This is a genomic window from Dokdonella sp. (assembly GCF_041395345.1).
In the GTDB taxonomy this organism is placed as follows: domain Bacteria; phylum Pseudomonadota; class Gammaproteobacteria; order Xanthomonadales; family Rhodanobacteraceae; genus Dokdonella.
This window is the reverse complement of sequence record NZ_JAWLAR010000001.1, coordinates 298,877-319,345: the sequence shown is the minus strand read 5'-3', so window position 1 is coordinate 319,345 and position 20,469 is coordinate 298,877. Positions and strand designations below refer to the sequence as shown.

The window sequence follows — 20,469 nt, the reverse complement described above, 5'->3', positions numbered from 1 at the left end:
ATGTAACGTCCAGGCTAGTCGAATCCCTCACGAAAGATCGTATCGTCGGCGCCCACGAAAAAGGCGCGCCGGACACGCGTCGTGTTGCCCTGCTGGTCGCGCACACTGACCGTGACATGCCGATCCCATGCCGATTGCAAGGGTGGCAGCAGCGCAATGCTCCAGATGCCATCGCCTTGAGCCTGGGCAAGATCGGCGAGTTCGGTGCCGGGCGCGCGTCCGTTGACGACGAAGTCGGCGCTGACACTGAGGCTGGTCAGGTCGACACCGGAATCGGCGTCTGCGAGTCCGAAGCGGATTGACTGCAGCGGCGCCGGATTCGCACGCGCACGCGGCAGGCTCAGGGCTACGGTGGGCCTGAGGTCATCGAGAAACCAGCCCAGATCCGCATTGCCGGTATCGATCGGCGCACCGAGATCGATCCAGCGCACGAACAGGAGTTTCTCGTCGGCCGTCAGGGGTACGACCGGACTGCCGGGAGGCGGCATCATGGTACCGGTGAAATCAAGATCGGCTTCATTGGCATCGCTGCCGGCAGGCAGGGTCGCCGGATTGCCCGGAACGGTTTCGGTCGGGTGCTCGGCATTGCTCCAGCCATCGAGGCGCTCGCCGAACAGTTTCCAGATCAGCAGACTGCGCCGACTCTGGAACATGCGCACATAGCGACTGGCATTGGTCTGGCGCCAGCTGCCATTGGAAATCACCGGCGCGTAGCCAAACTGCGCAGCGCTGTCAGCGGCCAATCTGCGGTAGTCGCCAGGCAGACCATCGATCATCGACGTATCTGCCAGATTGAGGTTGCCGGGCGGGCTCGCGCCCTGATGGCAGCCGGCACAGCGTTGCTGCAGCAAGGGCCGGATATCGCGCAGGAACTCGACGCTGACCTGTGCGATGTTCTCCACGCGCAGCGCCGGTTGTCCGCTGGCATCGAGTGTCAGCAGGGGTGTGGTCGTGGCGAGGTCGGGGACCACATGACCGGTCTGTGCGGCCGCGGTGCTGCCGAAGGCCAGCGGCATCTGGCTGTGCGCATGGCAACCGCCGCAGTCGGCGCGCAGCTCGCCGGGCCTGACCTGGTGCCAGGTCTGGGCCATGTTGAGGACCATGCCCTTGCGGTCCAGGGTCTGGAACGTGAACGGCGTATCGGCGGCAATGCGGGCAAGGAAACTCGTGTCGGGATTGCCTTCGAGATCGAGCACGGGTTGCCCGCCCGCACCGAACTTGCGCACCGGAATTTCGCCAAGCACGCGCAGGCGCTCATCGGCATGGCTGCTGAACTGGCGCCCTTCATTCGGACCGTAGCTGCGATGGCTATGCGGCTCCATCGCGAGGATGCGCACGGCCCAGATGTCACTGTTGGAATATTTTCCCGCATCGCTGCCCTGGCTGAACCAGTTGCTGGACTGGCCGTTCTCGCTGGTATTGAACGCATCCAGACCGTCGAAGGTGTTCGACCACGGGGTCACCGTGGCCGGAAAGCTTTCGCGCTTGTACAGGCTGGAACTCCCGACCAGGCCATAGGGCGTGCCGGCCGGCAACATCGGGTGCTCGCCGCCGTCATTCGGCAACCAGGCAAGATCGTCCGGCTCGGCGACACCATGGATACGGCTGTACGGCACCACCGCGCGCGGCCAGGCTTCGTTCCAGGCCGGATCGTTCTTGATCAGCACCAGATCCTGCGGCGACTGCACGACATTCCCGCCAACGATTTCATAGAGACCGGCATCGTAATAGGGCATCGGGGTTGGACGATTGAGATCGTTGGCCGGACCCGGTGTCCAGACCACGAGCAGGTTGCCGTCCGGCGCGGCGGACGGATGGGTGAACTTGCCGACCCGCTGTCCGTTGCTGCCGACCGGTGCGGCCTCGTCATCGCCGTGCGTGAACGGGGCCAGCGAAACCAGGCCGCCGCGTGGGGTGAACGGGATCGTGTACGGATACGGAAAGCCGCCGCCGACGGTACGCTCGATCAGCGGATTGTCGTCGGAGTAGGCGCTGAAGAAAGCCGGTTGCCCGGCCGGCGGTCGGGACGGTGTTCGATACAGCGTGCCGAACCCGTTGTTGTTGAGGTTGTAGTAGTCCTCGATGACCAGATCGCCCCCGGACAGCTGGGTCATGAAATGGAAGGCCTGACCCTCACGGAATGCACTGAGCACCGGCTCCCACTTGCGCCCGTCCGGCCAGATCGCCCAGACCCCCCACATGCGCCGGTCGCGCAGGCCCTGATCCTCATGCGAAGAGAACATCAGCCGGCCGTCGCGCAGGATGGTCGGGTGCAGCGCACTCGAAATGTTCATCGGCGCGATCTGGGTGACGTTCTGTCCATCCTCGTCCATCACGAACAGTTGCAGGGTCGGAGTGGTGTAGCCCTTTGGTGGTTCGAAACCGTTGCGGTTGCTGGTGAAGGCGATGCGTCCCCCGGGCAGCGGGCAGGGTCCGAGATTGAGGATGCCGTAGCCGAGCCGATTGAATCCGGACGGCGGATCGAGCGGGTTGGCCTCGTCCCAATTTCCGGCGCCGGTGTTTGGCGTGAACTCGCCATGGGTGAGCTGTTCGGTCTGCCGCGTGGCCAGATGGATGCGATGGATATCGGCACCCCTGATGGGAAGGTCGCCGCGCTGATGATTGAGCGACTGCGAACGCAGGTCCGGGAATTGCGCGTAATAGACCCACTGCGCATCAAACGAGACGAACGGGTCGGTAATGCCTCCATTGCCGCCCGCGACCAGCACTTCCTCGCTGCCATCCGGATGCAGCAGCATCAGGTCTGCACCCGGATCCATGCGGGCCGGATGGAACACCTCGGGCCAGGTCGTGTTCTGGTTGTCGCCGAAACGGGCCTGGCGCACGTATACGATGTCGTAATCGCGCAGGGTCTGCGCCTTCACGCCACCAGCAAGCAGCAGTGCCGACAGACTCGCTACCAGCGCGGGCAGGCAGTGGCGCATCCTCAGTTTCTCCATGGTGGCCGGGCCCGGTCAGCCCCAGCCTCGCTCGCTTTCGCTCAACCGTTGCGGGAATTGGCGATTCAATTCATCGACCGGCCCGGCGGGCATTCAAGTCTGCGCAGGCCCATGCCCTGCTATCGTGATCCTGCGCACGGTTTGCTCCAGCGAGACATCCGAGACGGGCTCCCGGCTGAAAAGCGGACCTGGGCCAGGCGATACGCCTGTCAGTGCGGGGCGTGGGGCACGGTTCTTGCAGCTTGTGCCCCATCCACACCCCCTGTTCCGCCAGCAGGGAGCAGATCACTCAACGGGCACTCCTGCCCGACTACCGGATTTCAGCTACTTGCGCATGCGCTGCCTGTTCTTGTCCTTGCTCTTGTCGTTCGTTTCCTCGACTGCGACGCACGCGGCCGAGCGCGCGATTTCTGCCCTCGACCTGGCCGACGAGGGTGCACCGACGTTTACCGTGTTCTCCTCGCGCGAAGGCTTGTCGGACGAAATATGGAGCACCGTGGGCTTTGACCGGAAGGGCTTTGTCTGGGCCGGTTCGGCTTCGTCACTGGCACGCTTCGACGGCTACCGCTGGACCGCATGGCCATTCCCGGAAGCGCACAGTCTGGTTCGCGACATGCAGGCAGACGCTGAGGGGACGCTCTGGGCCATTTTCGAACGCGAGGGCCTGGCCAGCTACGATGGCGAACGCTGGGCACTGCAACCTTCGGAGAGCAGGTTCCACCAGCGCTTCTCCGAAACCCGGACCGCCGACGACCGCTCGCAGCTCTGGGTCGGTCTGGATGACGGCTTCTGGAAGCAGGACGCCGACTACACGACCTGGACTGCGGACCCGGGCAATGCTTCGGTACGACAGGGACCGACCGCCAGCATCGCGCAAACCGATACGCTGTTCGGTGGACCCCGGCAATGGATGGCAGCCACTGCTGACGGGCTCTGGTATCGGGACATCGACAACACCGGCATCACCCGGCCCTGGCAGCGCTTCGAGCTGTTGGACCAGCCCGAGCTGCATTCGACCGACCTGATGCGTACGGTCAACCAGGGCGTCGAGGAGTTGTGGCTGCTGACCTATGGCGATGGCCTCTACCGGATTCGTGAAGACGGTATCCGGGTCTGGCGGGCCGCCAGCGGTGAATTGCCGACCGAAGCGATCTACTCGGCCGTGGCAACCCGAATGTCCAGTGGAAAGAACGCTGTCTGGCTGGCGTCGCGTGCCGGCCTGTTGCGCGTGATTGATGACGAGGTCGCGGTCTTCGATCGCCGCCACGGTCTGCCGTCCGACGCCGTGCGCGGCATCAAGCTGCAACGGAGCATGGATGGCACCGATCTGCTCTGGCTGGCGACCGAGCGCGGAATCGCGCGGGCGGCCCTGGCCGACACACAATGGCAAACCGTATCCCTGCTCGGCGCGCGCGAGAACGGCATCTTCAGCGTCCTGCCCGAAGACGATGGAAAGGGCGGGCAGCGGGTCTGGGTCGGCACTTCAAAACAGGGCCTGGGACTGCTCCAGGATGGCGAGTGGCAATACTTCACGCGCGCCAATGGCACGTTGCCGGATGAAGGCGTGCGTCAAATCTGGAATCTCGCCGGACCCGATGGCACCCGTTGGCGATTGCTGAGCCTCAATGACGGCGCATTGCTTCGCGTCAGCGACGATCTGGAGTTCACGCCATTGCCAGTGCCGTGGCAGCAGAGGGGTGAAGACATCGCCACCCATGCCCTCTCGCGAGTTTTCCAGGGAAAGACCGAACTCTGGTTTGCAACGCTGCGCAGTGGCGTCTATCGATTTCGCAATGGCGATTGGACGAACTTCCCGATTGGCGACGCAGGCAAGCCGTGGAGTGTGGTCAACCTCGGCCAGCAGGTGGATGCCCACGGCCGTTCCTGGATCTGGGCAGCCGGTCAGCAGGGACTGGCGCGTTTTGATGGCAGCGAATGGACGCCGCTGACGGGCATCAAGGGCCTGCCCGAAGACGGCTTTCGCGGGGTCACCGTAACCCGGACGGATGCAGGCGCCACGCTGTGGGCGAGCAGCAATCGAAATGGCGTCGTGCGACTGGCCATCGATGATCCGCGGAACCCGGTGATGATCAAGGACGACGCGGTACCTGCACCACCCGATCCGACCGTCTACTCCGTGCTTGAGGACAGTCGTGGCCGAATCTATGTCTGCACCAACAACGGCGTGCAACTGCTGACGCCGAAGTCGGACGGACCGGGATATTCCGAACGCGTCTTTCGCCGTCGCGATGGCCTGGTCCACGATGAGTGCAACACGAACACGCAGGTCATCGATGCGAATGACAGGTACTGGGTCGGCACGCTGGGTGGCTTGAGCATGTTCGACCCGGAGATCGTCGCCGCGCCGGGACATGCCGTACCCAAGCCCCTGCACTTCAGCGAAATGATCGTCGACGGCAGGACGATCGACCCCGAAGGGAGTACCGCGCTGGATCTGCCTGCGGGCACTCGCGACCTGATGATCGGATTCACGCTCCTGTCCGGCATACGCGAACAGGATTCCACTTTCCGCACCGAGCTGGTCGGACACGATGACGGGCCCGGTGCTTGGACCGAGGAACACCAGCGACGCTATTCCGCACTGGCTCCGGGCTCATACGCACTAAAGGTCGAGGCACGCGACTATGCAGGCATTCCGAGCTCGCCACGGACCCTGCATTTTTCCGTGAAGGCCCACTGGTGGGAGTTGCCCTGGGTTCGTCTGCTGTTCGTGCTGCTCGTGCTCGCTGCCGCTTCCGGTCTGGTCCTTCTCTACAATCGCGGGTTGCGTGCCCGCCAGCGCCATCTGAAACGCGAGGTTGCGCGCCGCACCCTGGAAATCCGTTCTGCAAATGAGCGACTGACCGAGCTGTCCTACCAGGATCCCCTGACCGGCGTCGCCAATCGCCGTCGCCTGATGGAGGCCGCAGACGCGGCAATCGAACGCGCAGTGACCAGGGGGTTGCCGATCGGCCTGATCGTCATCGATGTGGACCATTTCAAGGACTACAACGATCGCCACGGCCATCTGGCCGGTGACGTCGCCCTGCGCGCCGTCGCCCAGGCACTCGCCAGCGTCACGCGCGAGCAGGATCTGGTCGCGCGTTTTGGCGGCGAGGAATTCGCCTGTCTGATGGTGGATGCGAGCATCGACCTCGTTGCGCGCTGCGCCGAACGCATGCGCGCCCTGGTCGAGGCCCTGCCGCCTCGCACCCTGGGCAACGACAGCCAGACCATCACCATCAGTGCAGGCGTCATGAGCCGGGTGCCGGCGCCCGGCGACCATGCCGCCGACCTGCTGCGCGAAACCGACTCGGCCCTGTACCGGGCCAAGCACGAGGGACGCAATCGGGTGTGCCGGAGCATCGATGCGAAACGCGATCCGGTTGTCGAATAGCCAACTAGGAAGAAACAACAGGCACCCGATCGAAGCCCGCGCCCGCCCGTAGGAAGCGGCTTCAGCCGCGATGCTCCTGCTCCTGATCAACACAAGAAAATCGTCGCATCAGCTTTCGAAGCCGAGTGGCTGGTCTATCCAACAACGAAGCGGCAATTCGTGCCGAGCCATCGAGGCCCAGGTCATGATCGGCTATTCGGTGTGAAATTCATGCCTGACGCTCCTCGCCACAATGCAAAATTGCATCGCGGCTGAAGCCGTTTCCTACGGCGGCACCATTCAGCATCGCGGCTTTCCAACAACAAGCCACGCAAATTTCTGCTCGAACCAATACCCCGCCTACTGCCCCCCAGCCAGCGACTGAATCAGCACGTACCAGTGCTCGAGACCGTTGTAGAAGGCATCCACCGGCAGCCGTTCGTCAAGGCCATGGGCGAAGCTGTCGCTATCCTTCATGAAGTTGCTGCTGACGCCATAGGTCGGTATGCCCGCGGCGCGGAAAATCGTGCCGTCGGTGTAGTAGGAGGCCTGGTCCGGAACGACGGGCGTACCCGGGTGGCTGGCGTGCACGGCCCGGGAGACGGCGGACTGGATATCCTCTCGCAAGGGCGAGGCCTTGGCATCCATGGTGCGTTCGGCAATCTGCACGTCGAGCTTGTCGCCGACCACGCGCTGCACCTCGGCCTGGACCGATTCGATCGTGGTGCCGGGGAAGATGCGGCAATTGACCGTGGCCGTGGCCGATTGCGGCAGCGCGTTTTCGGCATGTCCGCCCTTGAGCATGGTCGCGATGCAGGTGGTTCGCGTGCGCCCGACGTAAGAGGGCTCCGTCGCCAGCAGGTCGGCTGCGGCCTTGTCGGTCGGATCCGCTGCGAAACGTGTCATCGCCTCACCGAGGGGTCCCGGTGTTGCCGCACCGGCCGCCGCCAGACTGGCCAGGGTCCATTCGTTCGACTGCACCGGAAAGCGGAATGCCTGCAAGGACTTCAGCGCGTCGGCCAGATCGTAGATCGCGTTTTCGACGCGCGGCTCGGAGCTGTGGCCGCCCGGGTTGGTTGCGGTGATCGCATAGGTCGCGGAGGTCTTCTCGGCGCCCTGCAGGTAGTAGATGCGCGCCTTGCCGGTTTCTTCATCGAGCACGCCACCACCGCCATCGGCATTAAGCGCGAATTCGGCATCGATCAGATCACGGTGATTGTCGACCAGATCGCGCGTCGTCAACTGATCGGATTCTTCGTCACCGGTAAAGACGATGATCAAGTCGCGGTCAGGCACGAAGCCTTCGCGCTTCAGACGCAGGAACGTGGCCACGATCAGGGACGCGTCCGCCTTGATATCCGAGGTGCCGCGACCGAAAAAATATCCGTTCTCTTCGATCAGGGTGAACGGATCGCGTTTCCAGTCGGCCGGATTGGCCGTCACCACGTCCATGTGTGCAAGCAGCAGGATCGGCTTGCCGCCACTTCCATCACCGCGATAGCGCACCACCAGTGATGCCGTCTCGCCGACCGGTAAGATCCGGATGTCCTCTGCGGGAATGCCGCCGGCCTGCAGCTTCTCTGCGAGGAACGACGCGTAGGCCGGTACCTGGCCGAGACCTTCGGAGGTCTTGAAGGCGATCGATCTTGCAAGAAGATCACGCGCCTCGGCGCGGGTCTCCGGGTCAACCGGCGCAGCGCTGGACTCGGCGACAAACATTGCCAGCAGCAGGAATGAGATCGGGAATTTCATGCAGGCGTGCGCTCCGGCGCCGGTTATCCGGCGCGCTCAATATACGCGCAGCCGAAGTTTCAGGGTGCCGGATCAAATCCATCCGCGAACAGGAATGACGTTTCCTTGAATCCGGCCTGCAGCACCCAGCCGGGATTGCCTGCCGGATTGCTGCGATAGGCACCGACGTCCGCTTGCGGGCTGCGCGACAGGGCGTTGAAGTCATCCTGCGCGATCGTTGTCGCATCGGCGGAGCCGACCAGCAGCCCGATTGTCGGCACCAGATCCATCGGTGGTGCGCCCGAATAGTTGGCCGATGCAAAGTTCGTGGCGATGTTTCCACCCGCATTGAATCCCGTACTGACACCGCTCAGGCCGCCTGTTCCGGCATTCGCCAGCATCGTGACCAGGCTGGTCGTGCCGTCCGCGTAAACGGCACGACCGCTCTGCGCATACAGGGCGTTGTTGGCGATCAACACGCTGCCGCTGACGTCGTTGATGTGGATGGCATCGCCGCTGGCCTTGAGTACGGTGTTGTTGACGATTTCGAGATTGCCCACCGTGCCGCCCTGGGAGCCGTGAATACCGATGCCATGAGCTGCCGCGCCGAGCACGATGTTGTTGCGCACGATGGCGTCGGCCGTGACCTGGATGCCGTTGTCACCGCTGTTCCAGACCAGATTGCGTTCGATCAGGTTCGGCGCGCCGTTGCCATGGGTGTGGTAGAGGGTGATGCCTGGATAGCGGGTGTCGTGGATGACGTTGTCGCGCACGATGTTGGCGTAGCTTCCAGCCTTGATCTCGATGCCATCGCCCTGGGTCACACCAGGATCGTTGAGATGATGAATGTAGTTGTTCGCGATCAGCGAATCGTGGATTCGGCACTCGTCGTTGTTGCAGCCGAGATAGAGACCCTCGGCAGTACCCCCGGCATGGTCAATCTCGTTGTGCACGATGGTCAGGCGCGCATAGACGCTGCCGATGTCGTTGGCACTGATCGCGTTGGCGGCAGTGTGGTGCACATGGCAATTGCGAATCGTGATGTCCGAGGAGGCGGTCAGGCGAATGCCGCGCGAGCCGCCGGTAAACTCGATGCCATCGAAGGTAAGGAAGGACGAGTTGCTGACATTGACGATGTTCTGGCCGCTGCCGACGTATTCGATGACCGGCTGCTCGCCGACCGCGGCCCGGATCGTGATCGGAAGCTGCGCGGTGCCATTCAGACTCAGCTGGAAAAAGCTGGTCAACGGATAGTTGCCACCGTGCATGATGAGGGTGTCGCCAGCGACCAGGTTTTGCATGGCGCTGCGGTAGTTGTCCTGCGGCGTGATCTCGATCACCGCCGCAGGTGCGAGCTGAGGCCCGGCGAGCGAGACCAGCAACAGGACAAGTGCGCGCAGGGTTGTCAGCGACACGAATGGATTCCCGATCATTGCCTTCAGGGACGCCCCATTCTCAACCGGAGATCGCCGCGGTTCCGTGCGCCTGTTCCGTCTCTGCGATCAGGAATGCCAGCGCATCGCCGCAGGATTCGGTGATCTTGAGCGACAGCAGATCATCGGCTCGCGTCCGACCGAGATTGACTGCGGCAATCGGCTTGCCCATCGCCGAGGCCATACGTGCAAACCGAAATCCCGAATACACCATCAGCGAGGAGCCGACCACGAGCACCGCATCGGCTTGCTCGAGATGGGCGACAGCGGCATCGACTCGTTCGCGCGGCACGTTCTCGCCAAAGAACACGACGTCCGGCTTCAGCACGCCACCGCAGCCTTCGCAGTCAGGCACATCGAATGTCGAGAAGTCCGCGTTGTCGAGATCGGCATCGCCATCCGGCGCTGGCGTCGACGGGATGTTCAGCCAATCGGGATTGCGCGCCAGCAATTCCCGCTGCAGCCCTTCCCGTTCGCTGCGTGCTTCGCATGCCAGGCAGCGAACCACATCCATTCGCCCGTGCAGGTCGATCACGTTGCGGCTGCCGGCGCGCTGGTGCAGGCGATCGACGTTCTGGGTCAGCAGGACTTGCTGGCGTCCTTGCCGTTCGAGTTCGACCAGGGCGCGGTGCACCGCATTCGGACTCGCGCGGCCGAAACGATTCCAGCCCAGCATGCTGCGCGCCCAGTAGCGGCGGCGGGTGGATTCATCGCCCACGAAGGCCTGCAGGGTCACCGGCGGCGCGCGCTTCCAGCCGCCCTCGGCATCCCGATAGTCGGGGATGCCCGAATCCGTGCTGCAGCCGGCACCGGTCAGCACGAACAGGCGTTGGTGGCGGGCGATGAAGTCGGCGAGCAGGCGCATCCGCAGAGCATAGCGCCGCAGGCTGCATTTGCCCGCAAGGCGCAGTGAGAATTGCCTCAGGCGCGACGACGTTCCGGTTCGGTCGCTTGCGCCTGATCGACGGATTCGGCCTGGTCGGCAGCGCGCGCATCCTCTTCATCCATGGCCGCAAGCACGGCGTCGACCGTGGTCGGACCTGCCCCGAACAGGCGAATCGCGGTTCGCGCGACCTGCCGCGTGTCGTACCAGGCATAGGCACCGACTCCGACTGCGCCGATAACCGGCAACCAGCGTGAGATACCGCCACCGACCAGACGCTTGGTAACACGCAAACCGACGGCCTGGGCAACGCGCTCGATCACGCGCACCGGGACATCCTGTGCGATCAGGCGGCCGCCCACCTGCACGACCAGATCGCGAACCGCCTGCGCCGCAGCGTGTTTGAACAGGCAATACATCATCTGCTCGCGATTCAGTCGCGCGCTGACCCCGTAGGCACCTGAAATGTCTGCAACCAGCTGGGCCTGGATACGCCAGATCGCGATGAGTTCGGGAATGATCGTCAGCCAGCCCAGCGGACCGGGCGGCAGGGCCAGGGTCCCGGCGGCGAGTGCTGCCTTGTTGGCAGCCGCCGAAGTCAACGCACGGACCCGGGCATCGGCATTGCTGTCGCGCACCTCGCTGGTCCTGGGCACATTGGAGAGCAGATCCAGCAGGTGCCGGCTGATACGGCTGGCCAGCGCCGCTTCCGACTCGGGCGCATTGCGGCGCGCGGGAATGTATTCGGATTTCTTGGTCATTGGACTATTGCCGTGGTTTTGACGATCGGACAAGGGCTGCCATGCAAGGCTGGCGCCAAGTTCGTTTTGAGGAATGCAACAAGCCTAGCGAAGCGCGGCTGAAGCGCTGCCGACCGGAGCCTCGGGGCCAGGCGGGACAAGCCTTCGCACGTCATCCCTGCGATGCTCGACAGCCGCATGGCGGGTCAGCGGGGAACGACGCGGTGTCCAGCGTTGTCCTGGCTCAGCGGGTCATCAATCGGGTGACGAAATCCGCCAGTTTCGTATAGGGCGGCCGCAGCAGGGACAGCGAGGACCAGCGCGCCTGGAACAGCACCGGCATCTGCTTGGAGAAGGTCAGGAAACCGGCATGTCCATGATAATGTCCCATTCCGGACGCGCCCACGCCGCCGAAGGGCAGTTCGCTCTGGGCGATGTGGATGACACAGTCATTGACGGTGACGCCGCCGGCCAGGGTAGAGCGCAACACGTGTCGGGTGCGCCGACGATCCTTGTCGAAATGATACAGCGCCAGCGGGCGTGGCCGGCTGTTGACGAACTTGAGCACCTCCTCGATGTGCCCATAGCCGATGACCGGCAGCACCGGCCCGAAGATTTCCTCCTGCATGACGCGCAGCTTCGGGTCCGGGTCGAGAACGACAGTCGGTGCAAAAATACGCCGCTCGGGGTCATGTGCAGCCGCATCCGGCAAGACCTCGATGCGTGTTCCCGCCTCGCCAGCCTCCGCCACCAGAGCCTGCAGGCGCTGATAGTGACCGTCGTTGACGATGCTGGTGTAGTCGGGTGTTTCCCTGAGCCGGGGATAGTGGCGCGCCACGTAGGCGCGCAATACGGCCAGGAACGGTTCGCGCTGGTCGTTCGGCACGAACACGTAGTCCGGCGCAATGCAGGTCTGCCCGGCATTGAGGAACTTGCCGGCGGCGATGCGTTGCGCGGCGGTCTCGATCGGATAGCCCTCGGCCACGATGGCCGGCGACTTGCCACCCAGCTCAAGCGTGACCGGGGTCAGATTGGGTGCGGCGGCAGCCATGACCTTGCGACCGACGGCGGTCGAGCCGGTGAAGAACAGGTGATCGAAGGGCAACGCGGCGAAACGGGCCGCCACATCGGCATCGCCGAGTACCGTCGCCACACGATCCTCGGGAAACACCTCGGCGAGCAGTTCGGCCAGCAATGCGGAGGTGCGTGGGGTGTTTTCCGAAGGTTTGAGCATCACGTGATTGCCAGCGGCAATCGCCGACACCAGCGGGATCAGGGCCAGGTTGACCGGGTAGTTCCACGGCGAAATGATGCCGACCACGCCCAGCGGGCGGTTCTGGACCTCGGTGCGCGCCGGCCAGAACATCGCGTCGGCGAGACGGTGACGAGGACGCGACCAGCGCGTCAGGCGCTTGCGCATGTAGTCGATCTCGTGCAGCACCGTCATGCCGTCGGTGAGCAGGCTTTCGTGATGCGAGCGACGCCCAAAATCGGCGCTCATGGCGGCCGACAATTCGTCAAAACGCCGGCGCAGGACTTCGCGCAGCTTGCCCAGATCCCTGAGGCGTTGCGCGGGCGTGGGCTCGCTCACCTGCCAGGCGGCGCGCTGGCGTTCCAGCAGCGCGTTCAGATCGGTCGTGGCAGGCATGTCCATGCGATCAGTCTAACCCTGATTGGACTTCCATTGACGAATGAAGGCGTGCGATCGGGCGGAATTTCCGGCTTCGGGCAAGCAGGTCCGCGGTTTCGCTTCTGCTCACCCTGGCCGCAGTCGCGTGATAACTTTCGCGCTTTGCCAGCGAAGATTCCGCCATGAGCATCCGCACATACAACGGCATCGGGCCGCGTCTGGGTCCGGGGGTCTACGTCGATCCGGACGCCGTATTGATCGGCGATGTCGAGCTGGAGGAAGATGCCTCGCTGTGGCCGTGCGCGGTAGCACGTGGCGACGTCAACTTCATACGCATCGGCGCACGCAGCAATGTCCAGGATGGCGCCGTGCTGCATGTCACCCACGACGGGCCGTACACGCCTGGAGGCGTTCCGCTGCTGATCGGCTCCGATGTCACCATCGGCCATGGTGCCATCGTGCATGCCTGCACGATCGGAGACGCCTGCCTGATCGGAATGAATGCGACCGTGCTCGATGGCGCCCGTGTCGGCAAGCACAGCATGATCGGCGCCGGGGCCATGCTCAGCCCGGGCAAGCAGGTCGGCGAAGGCGAGCTCTGGGTCGGCAACCCGGCGCGCTTCGTGCGCAAGCTCGGTGAGGACGAGATCGAGAAGCTCTTCTACTCCGCGCAGAACTACGTGCGCCTGAAAAACGAGTACCTCTCGGCGCTGACCCGATCCGGCTAGTACGCGCCGCCCGCGGATCGGACTGGCCGTGCAACGGGTCTGGTCAGGCTTTCGAGTTCATCGAGGTATTTCATCGCCTGAGCGGCATCGTTGCCGCACATGACCCGATCGGGTTGCAGCTGGCGGCACACTTCGGGGCGCTCGGGTCGGCCGAACAGGGCACAGGCGTTTGCCGCGGTGAGTTGCACGCAACGTACGCCGGCCGGCTTGCCATGGGGCATGCCGGGAATCGCCGACGAAATGGAAGGCGCGATGCAGCAGGCGCCGCAACCGATCCTGCAGTCCATCAGTCTTCGGCATCGCCCGGCAGGTAGGCGCGCAATTCAGCGTAGATTGCGTCGGTCTCCGGCCTTCGTCCATGCCAGACCTCGAAGGCCTCGGCAGCCTGTTCAACCAGCATGCCAAGGCCGTCAACGGCATGGCTGGCGCCCGCGCTGCGCGCCCAGGCCAGAAATCCGAATGAGGCACGGCCATAGGACAGGTCGTAGCAGACGGCGCGCGGTGCCATCAGGGACGGCGGCAGGGCCAGCGACATCCGGCCATGACCGGCCGAGGTCGCGTTGACGATCAGGTCGAAGGATCCCCATTGCCCGAGATCGCTCCAGTAGCGCGTATGCACGCCCTCCGGCTTGCCGATGGCGTCGGCCAGGGCGTCGGCACGTTCGGGGGTCCGGTTGGCGATGGTCAGTTCGGAAATGCCCGCATCGAGCAAGGCAAAAGCCACGGCGCGCGCGGCACCGCCAGCGCCCAGCAGCAGGGTGCGTCGCCCGCGCACATACAGGCCGTGGCGGCCGGTGATGTCGCGGATGAGGCCGACGCCATCGGTGCTTTCGCCATGCCAGCCTTCGCCGCGGCGAACCAGGGTATTGACGCTGTCGGCCTGGCGCGCGCGTTCGCTGACCGAAAGGCACAGGCGCGCCGCATGTTGCTTCAGGGGCAACGTGACATTGGCGCCAAGGCCGCCGCGATCGGCGAATGCGGCCAGTGCGCCGACGAAATCCTCGGCCGAAGCTTCAATGGCTCGGTACTCCAGCGCGATCGAAAGGTCGCGCGCAAACGCTGCATGAATTCGCGGAGAAAGCGAGTGCGCAATGGGCTGGCCAAACACGGCGTACAGGCCGGGCCCATCGCTGGCGCGGTGCACGGTCACGGGTTCCTCATCGATCATCTGCATGGATTCGCTCCGACTACGTTCGAGCCTCGGGCTCGCCCTCGCTTTACCAGTCCTGCGCGGGAACGCGCCCGGCGGCAGGCCCTGCACTCAACTTCCGATCCCCATCCACGCCGTGGGCTTCCCGGGTCGAGACTACTGCGTCCGGGACAAATCTGCACGCAACCAGCGCGCTGCCTCGATGGCGTAGTAGGTCAGGATCGCATCCGCACCGGCACGCCTCATCGCCATCAGCGCTTCGAGCACGACGCTGTGCTCGTCCAGCCAGCCGTTCTGCGCAGCCGCCTTCAGCATCGCGTACTCACCGCTGACCTGGTAGACGAAGGTCGGCATTCCAAAGTGATCCTTGACCCGCCGCACGACATCCAGATACGGCAATCCGGGCTTGACCATGACGATGTCGGCACCTTCGGCAATGTCGAGCTCAACCTCACGCAGCGCCTCGTCACTGTTGCCGACATCCATCTGGTAGGTGTGCTTGTCGCCCTTGCCGAGATTGGCCGAAGACCCCACTGCATCGCGGAAAGGACCATAGAACGCCGAGGCATACTTTGCCGAGTAGGAAAGGATGCGCGTATTGACATGCCCGGCATCCTCCAGCGCTTCGCGTATCGCGCCGATGCGGCCATCCATCATGTCCGAGGGCGCGACGATATCGAAACCGGCTTCGGCCTGGGCCAGGGCCATGCGGATCAGTGCGGCGATGGTCGGGTCATTGAGCACATAGCCAGCGGCGTCGATCAGACCATCCTGGCCATGCGTGGTGTAGGGATCCAGGGCAACGTCGCCAATCAGGCCGAGTCCGGGATGGCGCACCTTGAGTGCGCGTGCAGCGCGCTGGAACAGCCCCTCCGGATTCCAGGCTTCGCTGGCATCCTCACTCTTGAGTGATGCATCCACCGAGGGAAACAGGGCCAGCGCCGGGATACCGAGTGCGACGCATTCATCGGCCAGCTTGAGCAGATGATCCAGCGACAGACGCTCGACGCCCGGCATGGAGGGCACGGCTTCGCGCCGGTCGCTGCCGTCGATGACAAAGGCGACCATGATCAGGTCGCTGGCATCAAGGCGGGTCTCGCGCATCAGTGCCCGGGAAAAGGCATCGCGCCGCATTCGGCGCAAGCGGGTATTCGGGTAGGTCATCGGTCGCTCGCTGTCGGGTCGCCCACAGTGTAATGAATGCGGCGTCAGCACCGAAGTGGTTTTGCCCGAGCGACGCGGATGCCTTGCTCGGCCAGCTGAACGGAACTGCCGGCATGCGTCGCGCCTGCCCTTGCATTGCGAAACGCGTACTGGTCTCATGGCACGGCGCGCGCAGGGGGAGACCAGGGCGAGGATCGCTGCGGTTTCGGTCGCGCGGGACAGCCGAAAGATTCTTCCAGCGCATCGGACCAACGTGCTTTCGAGGCCCCCTTGAGCGGAATCCTGCTAGTCGAGCGATCGACCACCCTGAGCCATCTGTTGCGACGGACGCTGGCGGCCGCATCGTTGCCGGTACGTGCGGAAATCGGCAACTACCTGGAGGCCTACGACCACCTGCGCCGGGTTGGCAATCCGAACGCCAAGGAACTGCCCTATTCGCTGGCCATCATCGGCGCACCCGCGCGGCCGACCCGCGAGTATCGAGCCTTGCTTGAATACACGCGGCACGCGCCTGATGCTCCGGCGACGCTGCTGATGGCACATGAGGAGACGGCCGAAATCCGCGCCTGGGCAGCGGCGACGATGCGCGGCCGCTTCCTGCTCTGGTCGCAGTTCAGCCGCATTCCGGCATGTGTCGGCGAACTCGCTCCCGACGAGCTCGCCGGCGAAAACGCGTCCGTGGAATCCGGCGAACGCGTGCGCATACTGTTTGTCGACGATTCAAAGAGTGTCTGCCAGGCGTACAGCGATCTTCTCGAACGCAACGGTTACTCGGTCGATGTCGCCGCTTCGATTGCCGAAGCCGTGGAACTTTCCGACAACAACCCCTACGACCTCGTGGTCGTTGACTACTTCCTGCCCGATGGCAGTGGCGACGAGCTCTGTCGAAAGCTCAGCGAGCGCGACGAACCGCCGATCCTGGCCGTCATCACCGGCAGCTATCGCGAAGACATCATTCGACGCTGTCTGCAGGCCGGCGCCAGCGAATGCATGTTCAAGAACGAGGCGCGCGAGCTGTTCCTGGCGCGCATACGCACCCTCGCTCGCAACATCGAAATGCAACGCTCGGCCGAAGTGGGTCGCGAGCAGCTCGATGGCATTCTCGGCTCGGTCGGCGATGGCGTCTTCGGGGTCGATTCCGAAGGCCGCATCAGTTTCGTCAACCCGACCGGTCTGCGCCTGCTCGGCTATGGCGACGACAATGACCTGATCGGACTGCTTGCGCAGGCTGCCGTGCATCCACAGGAGGCTGCTCGCAGCTCGCCGCTGAGCCGGGCCTACAGCGAGGGTGTTGCAGTCCATCAGGTTGAAACCATGTTTCGCCGCCGCGATGGCAGTGGCGTACCGGTCGAATACACGGTGTTGCCGCTGCAGGTGCATCGAAAGGCCCAGGGTGCGGTGGTCGTGTTCCGCGACATCGCGGAACGGCGCACGGCCGAACGCCTGCGCTGGGAACTCAGCCACGACCCATTGACCGGCCTGCCCAATGCGCGTCACCTGCGCCAGCGCCTGATCGGCGAACTGGTTCGACTGCGCGACCGCGGCGGCTATTCGGCCCTGATCCATGTCGAGGTCGATCGCGACGACGAACATTCTCCACCGCGCGGCGACGAGCTGCTTCGCACCGTCGCCCATGCCCTGGCTCACCGCCTGCGCGAGGGCGACGTCCTCGCGCGGGGTGAAGGCGACAGCTTCCTGCTCCTGCTCAGCAGCGTCCAGGTCGACAACATCAAGGTCCTGGCCGAAAGTTTCCAGAAGCTGCTGGCCGAGCGTGAATACACCATCGGCGACGTGCAACACCGCGTGCATGCACGCATCGGTGCGGAAATGCTGAGTCCGCGCACGGTCACCGCCGACGAAGCGCTGGAACGCGCGCGGGCAGCGGCCGGAACCAGTCCCGCCGAAGCGGCAAAAGCCAGTGCCTTGGGCAAGAGCACTTCGACACCTGCACCGGCTCCGGTCAGCGCCCCGAGTGAACGCCTGCGACTGGCCCTTGAACAGGCACGCTTCGTCATCCTCGTGCAGCCGGTGGTGCCGACCGCCAACCTCCCGGACGATGCCGGCGAACCGGTTGGAGGGGCAGGCTGGCAACTCGGGCGTGGCGAAGAGGATCCGCTGTTTGCCGTGCAGTTGCGCATGGTCGGAAAGGACGGCCAATTGATCTTGCCGCGGGCATTCATTCCGCTGGCCGAGCGTGTCGGCATGGTCCAGCGCATCGACCTCTGGGTGATCAACGGCCTGCTCATGCATCTGGCCAACGAGCGCGCGCGCCATGCACCGGTCGGCATGATCGCGCGACTCTCGCCGGCGACGGTGGCGGACCCGGATTCTCTTGCAACGATCGAAAAGTCCATCATCGCGACCGGGGTTCCGGCGGAGCGCCTGATCCTCGAGATCAGCGACAGCCCGGAGCTGGCCAATCTGCCGGCGGCCCTGCATTTCATCGCACGCCTGCGCGCGATCGGTTGCCGTTTCGTGCTCAACGGCACCGACGCCGAGACGGGCCTGCTGCCATTTCTGCATTCGCAACGTCGTCCTGGCGATTTCGTTCGCATCGAGCGCAGCGTGGTGCAACGCGTGGCCAGCGACCGTGGCGACCTGCACCTGGTCACCTCGATTACCGGTCTGGCGAAGTCGCTGGAAATGCGCGTCATTGCCGGTGAAGTCGACAACGAGCAGACCTTGCAGGCCCTGCGCGGCGCCGGTGTCCACTATCTGCAAGGCAAGTGCCTCGGCGAAGCGCGCCTGCTCAAGCGCGTCGATTTCGGCAAGCTGATGGCGCTGACCTGAATCCCGGATCAGGCGCGCGGCGAGACGGCGCCGCCGATTGCCAGCGGATCAGCCTTGTCCTGGCGCATGCGCGTGCAAGGCATGGCGCTGCTTCTCGATGGCGCGCAGGGCATATTGATAGCCGCTGTCTACCGCGTATTCATAGGCCTTCCAGTTGAGCAGGCCGATTTCGCGCACCGGGGGCTCGAACAGCAGTTTGGCGAGCTGGCGACGCTCCGCGCTTGCGATTTCGGCATTGACCATGCCCGAGCGGATCAGCACATCGAAGATGCCCGGCCTCTGGCCGCGACCGAATTCGAACAGCAACTTCCATATCGAGGGCGTGTAGTACTCCTCGATGGTCGCGTGCAGGGCGTCATCGGCACCGATGTCGACAGCCGCGATCGTGCCGGGCTGCAGCGCATGCATGATGTCGGTCGGCAGGTTGTTGATGACGGCACCGTCGACATAGACCTGCCCGTGGTGACAGACCGGTGGCAATACCCCCGGAATCGCACAGGAAGCGCGCAGCCACAACCAGAGGGGGCCGTCGCGATGCGTTTCCAGTTGACCGGTGCTGAGGTTCGACGAGCAGCAGAAGTAGGGTAGCGGCAGGTCGGTGATGTCGCGGTCGTCATACTGTTCGCGCAGCAGACGAGCGACCCGGCGTCCGCGTGTGAGTGCCACCAGCGGCAGCGTGTAGTCGCTGAGCGGACGACCGGCGACGAAGCTCTGCCGATAGTTCTCGAACATTTCCTCATCCGACCACTCCAGCGCCACGCCTGCACCGATGATCGCACCGATGCTGGTGCCGCCCACACAGTCGATCTCGAGACCGGCCTCGCGCAAGGCGCGCACGATTCCGATCTGCGTGAAACCGCGCGCACCACCGCCGGAAAGAACAAGGTTCAGGCTGCGCCCGGTCAGCAGGCGGGCAATGCGGCGTACGTCATGCGCATCACGCACATGATGATGCGGAATGCCGGGTGTCTTGTTGAGCCAAAGTCGGGCCGCGCCCTTGATGAGCTCGCCGGGATGCAGCAGGATCAGGTTGCGTGGCCTGGACAGGGCCGTGGAGGCATCGGCACAGGCGCCCGCCGGCCATGCCTTCGGCGTATCCGCCGCATTGGCCAGCAACAGCAGGCAGTCGGCCTGGCGCACGCACAGCGCCTGCCATTCGTCATCCGCGTCGGCCACATAGACGACGAAGCGCGTGCGCGCCTCGATTTCGTTGAACCAGCTGCTCAAGTGGCCGAGGCCTGTCTGGCCATCGATCATCGTGCAGGTGCCGAATGCACCGAGCATCTTGACGAACTCGTCGGCGAAGCCGTGCAGGTCCACGCCCGCGTCGTGGCGCAGCACGGCGAACGTGCGCGGTGCGCCCAGCGTTGCATCTTCGTCTCGTGAGGACAGGCGGCGCACGGCAAGACGCGCCATTGCCAGCATCGCGCGCGGATGATGGTTGACCAGCTTGTCGAAATCGCTGCGCGAAAGTCGCAACAGTTCGGAATCGCGCAATGCCCGCACGCTGGCGTTGCGCGGCATGTCGATCATCATGCCGACTTCGCCGACGGTCTCGCCAGCGGCTACGACCCCGACCAGCTGCACATGGCCCTTTTCGTCGTTGCGAAAGGCACCGAGGCTGCCGCTCTTGAGAACAAACAGGGCGTCGCTGGGATCGCCCTGTTCGAACAGCGATGAGCCTCCCGGCAAGGCGAACCAGGTCAGTTCGCGGCCGAGCTCGGCCAGGGCATCATCGTCCAGTTGCCGGAATAGCGGCAATGCACGCAGGATCTCGAGGGTGTCGCGGCCGGCTTCGCTTTCCATGAGAGTCGTATCGAAGGGTCGATGCGCTTGATTTTGCGCCATCCACGCTCCAAGTTCACGGATCGACCCAGGAGTACC

The 20,469-nt window shown here is 64.2% G+C and carries 13 protein-coding genes; 3 read left to right on the top strand and 10 right to left on the bottom strand.

The genetic code is table 11. From position 1 onward, the window contains the following. Nucleotides 1–14 precede the first annotated feature (14 nt). Nucleotides 15–2,960 carry a hypothetical protein gene (locus tag R3F00_RS01490; protein ID WP_371279927.1) on the bottom strand — a complete coding sequence of 982 codons (2,946 nt, stop codon included), beginning with the start codon at nucleotides 2,958–2,960 and terminating at the stop codon, nucleotides 15–17. Nucleotides 2,961–3,294: 334 nt separating this feature from the next. Between R3F00_RS01490 and R3F00_RS01485 the strand changes: the two genes are divergently transcribed. Continuing rightward, nucleotides 3,295–6,357, top strand: a complete 3,063-nt coding sequence (locus R3F00_RS01485) for a diguanylate cyclase (protein ID WP_371279926.1) — start codon at nucleotides 3,295–3,297, stop codon at nucleotides 6,355–6,357. 339 nt (nucleotides 6,358–6,696) lie between these two features. Here the strand turns inward: R3F00_RS01485 and R3F00_RS01480 are convergent, their stop codons facing one another. The 5 genes from R3F00_RS01480 to R3F00_RS01460 form a co-directional block, all read right to left on the bottom strand. Beyond that, nucleotides 6,697–8,088, bottom strand: coding sequence for a M20/M25/M40 family metallo-hydrolase (locus R3F00_RS01480; RefSeq protein WP_371279925.1), 1,392 nt, complete (start codon nucleotides 8,086–8,088; stop codon nucleotides 6,697–6,699). 59 nt (nucleotides 8,089–8,147) lie between these two features. Then, on the bottom strand, nucleotides 8,148–9,482 hold the full coding sequence (locus R3F00_RS01475; RefSeq protein WP_371279924.1) for a right-handed parallel beta-helix repeat-containing protein: 1,335 nt from the start codon (nucleotides 9,480–9,482) through the stop codon (nucleotides 8,148–8,150). A gap of 40 nt (nucleotides 9,483–9,522) precedes the next feature. Beyond that, nucleotides 9,523–10,365 carry an NAD-dependent protein deacetylase gene (locus R3F00_RS01470; protein WP_371279923.1) on the bottom strand — a complete coding sequence of 281 codons (843 nt, stop codon included), beginning with the start codon at nucleotides 10,363–10,365 and terminating at the stop codon, nucleotides 9,523–9,525. A 56-nt stretch (nucleotides 10,366–10,421) separates the two neighbouring features. Then, nucleotides 10,422–11,144 carry a hypothetical protein gene (locus R3F00_RS01465; RefSeq protein WP_371279922.1) on the bottom strand — a complete coding sequence of 241 codons (723 nt, stop codon included), beginning with the start codon at nucleotides 11,142–11,144 and terminating at the stop codon, nucleotides 10,422–10,424. A 223-nt stretch (nucleotides 11,145–11,367) separates the two neighbouring features. Beyond that, a complete protein-coding gene (locus R3F00_RS01460) occupies nucleotides 11,368–12,771 on the bottom strand; it encodes a coniferyl aldehyde dehydrogenase (protein WP_371280028.1) in 1,404 nt (467 codons plus the stop codon). Nucleotides 12,772–12,935: 164 nt separating this feature from the next. Here R3F00_RS01460 and R3F00_RS01455 point away from each other — a divergent pair, with 164 nt between their 5' ends. Further along, complete coding sequence (locus R3F00_RS01455) at nucleotides 12,936–13,481, top strand: gamma carbonic anhydrase family protein (RefSeq protein WP_371279921.1); 546 nt, start codon at nucleotides 12,936–12,938, stop codon at nucleotides 13,479–13,481. Here R3F00_RS01455 and R3F00_RS01450 read toward each other — a convergent pair. From R3F00_RS01450 to hemB, 3 genes are all read right to left on the bottom strand, one after another. Next, on the bottom strand, nucleotides 13,478–13,768 hold the full coding sequence (locus tag R3F00_RS01450; protein ID WP_371279920.1) for a YkgJ family cysteine cluster protein: 291 nt from the start codon (nucleotides 13,766–13,768) through the stop codon (nucleotides 13,478–13,480). The genes R3F00_RS01455 and R3F00_RS01450 overlap by 4 nt on opposite strands. Continuing rightward, nucleotides 13,768–14,649: a shikimate dehydrogenase gene (gene aroE / locus R3F00_RS01445; RefSeq protein WP_371280027.1), complete on the bottom strand. Its 882-nt coding sequence runs from the start codon at nucleotides 14,647–14,649 to the stop codon at nucleotides 13,768–13,770. Before aroE ends, R3F00_RS01450 begins: the two co-directional genes overlap by 1 nt. Before the next feature lie 138 nt (nucleotides 14,650–14,787). Beyond that, on the bottom strand, nucleotides 14,788–15,795 hold the full coding sequence (hemB, locus tag R3F00_RS01440; RefSeq protein ID WP_371279919.1) for a porphobilinogen synthase: 1,008 nt from the start codon (nucleotides 15,793–15,795) through the stop codon (nucleotides 14,788–14,790). Between the two features lie 270 nt (nucleotides 15,796–16,065). Between hemB and R3F00_RS01435 the strand changes: the two genes are divergently transcribed. Then, nucleotides 16,066–18,585 carry an EAL domain-containing protein gene (locus tag R3F00_RS01435; protein ID WP_371279918.1) on the top strand — a complete coding sequence of 840 codons (2,520 nt, stop codon included), beginning with the start codon at nucleotides 16,066–16,068 and terminating at the stop codon, nucleotides 18,583–18,585. 48 nt (nucleotides 18,586–18,633) lie between these two features. Here R3F00_RS01435 and R3F00_RS01430 read toward each other — a convergent pair whose 3' ends face one another. Beyond that, nucleotides 18,634–20,433, bottom strand: a complete 1,800-nt coding sequence (locus R3F00_RS01430; protein WP_371279917.1) for a patatin-like phospholipase family protein — start codon at nucleotides 20,431–20,433, stop codon at nucleotides 18,634–18,636. Between the last annotated feature and the right edge of the window lie 36 nt (nucleotides 20,434–20,469).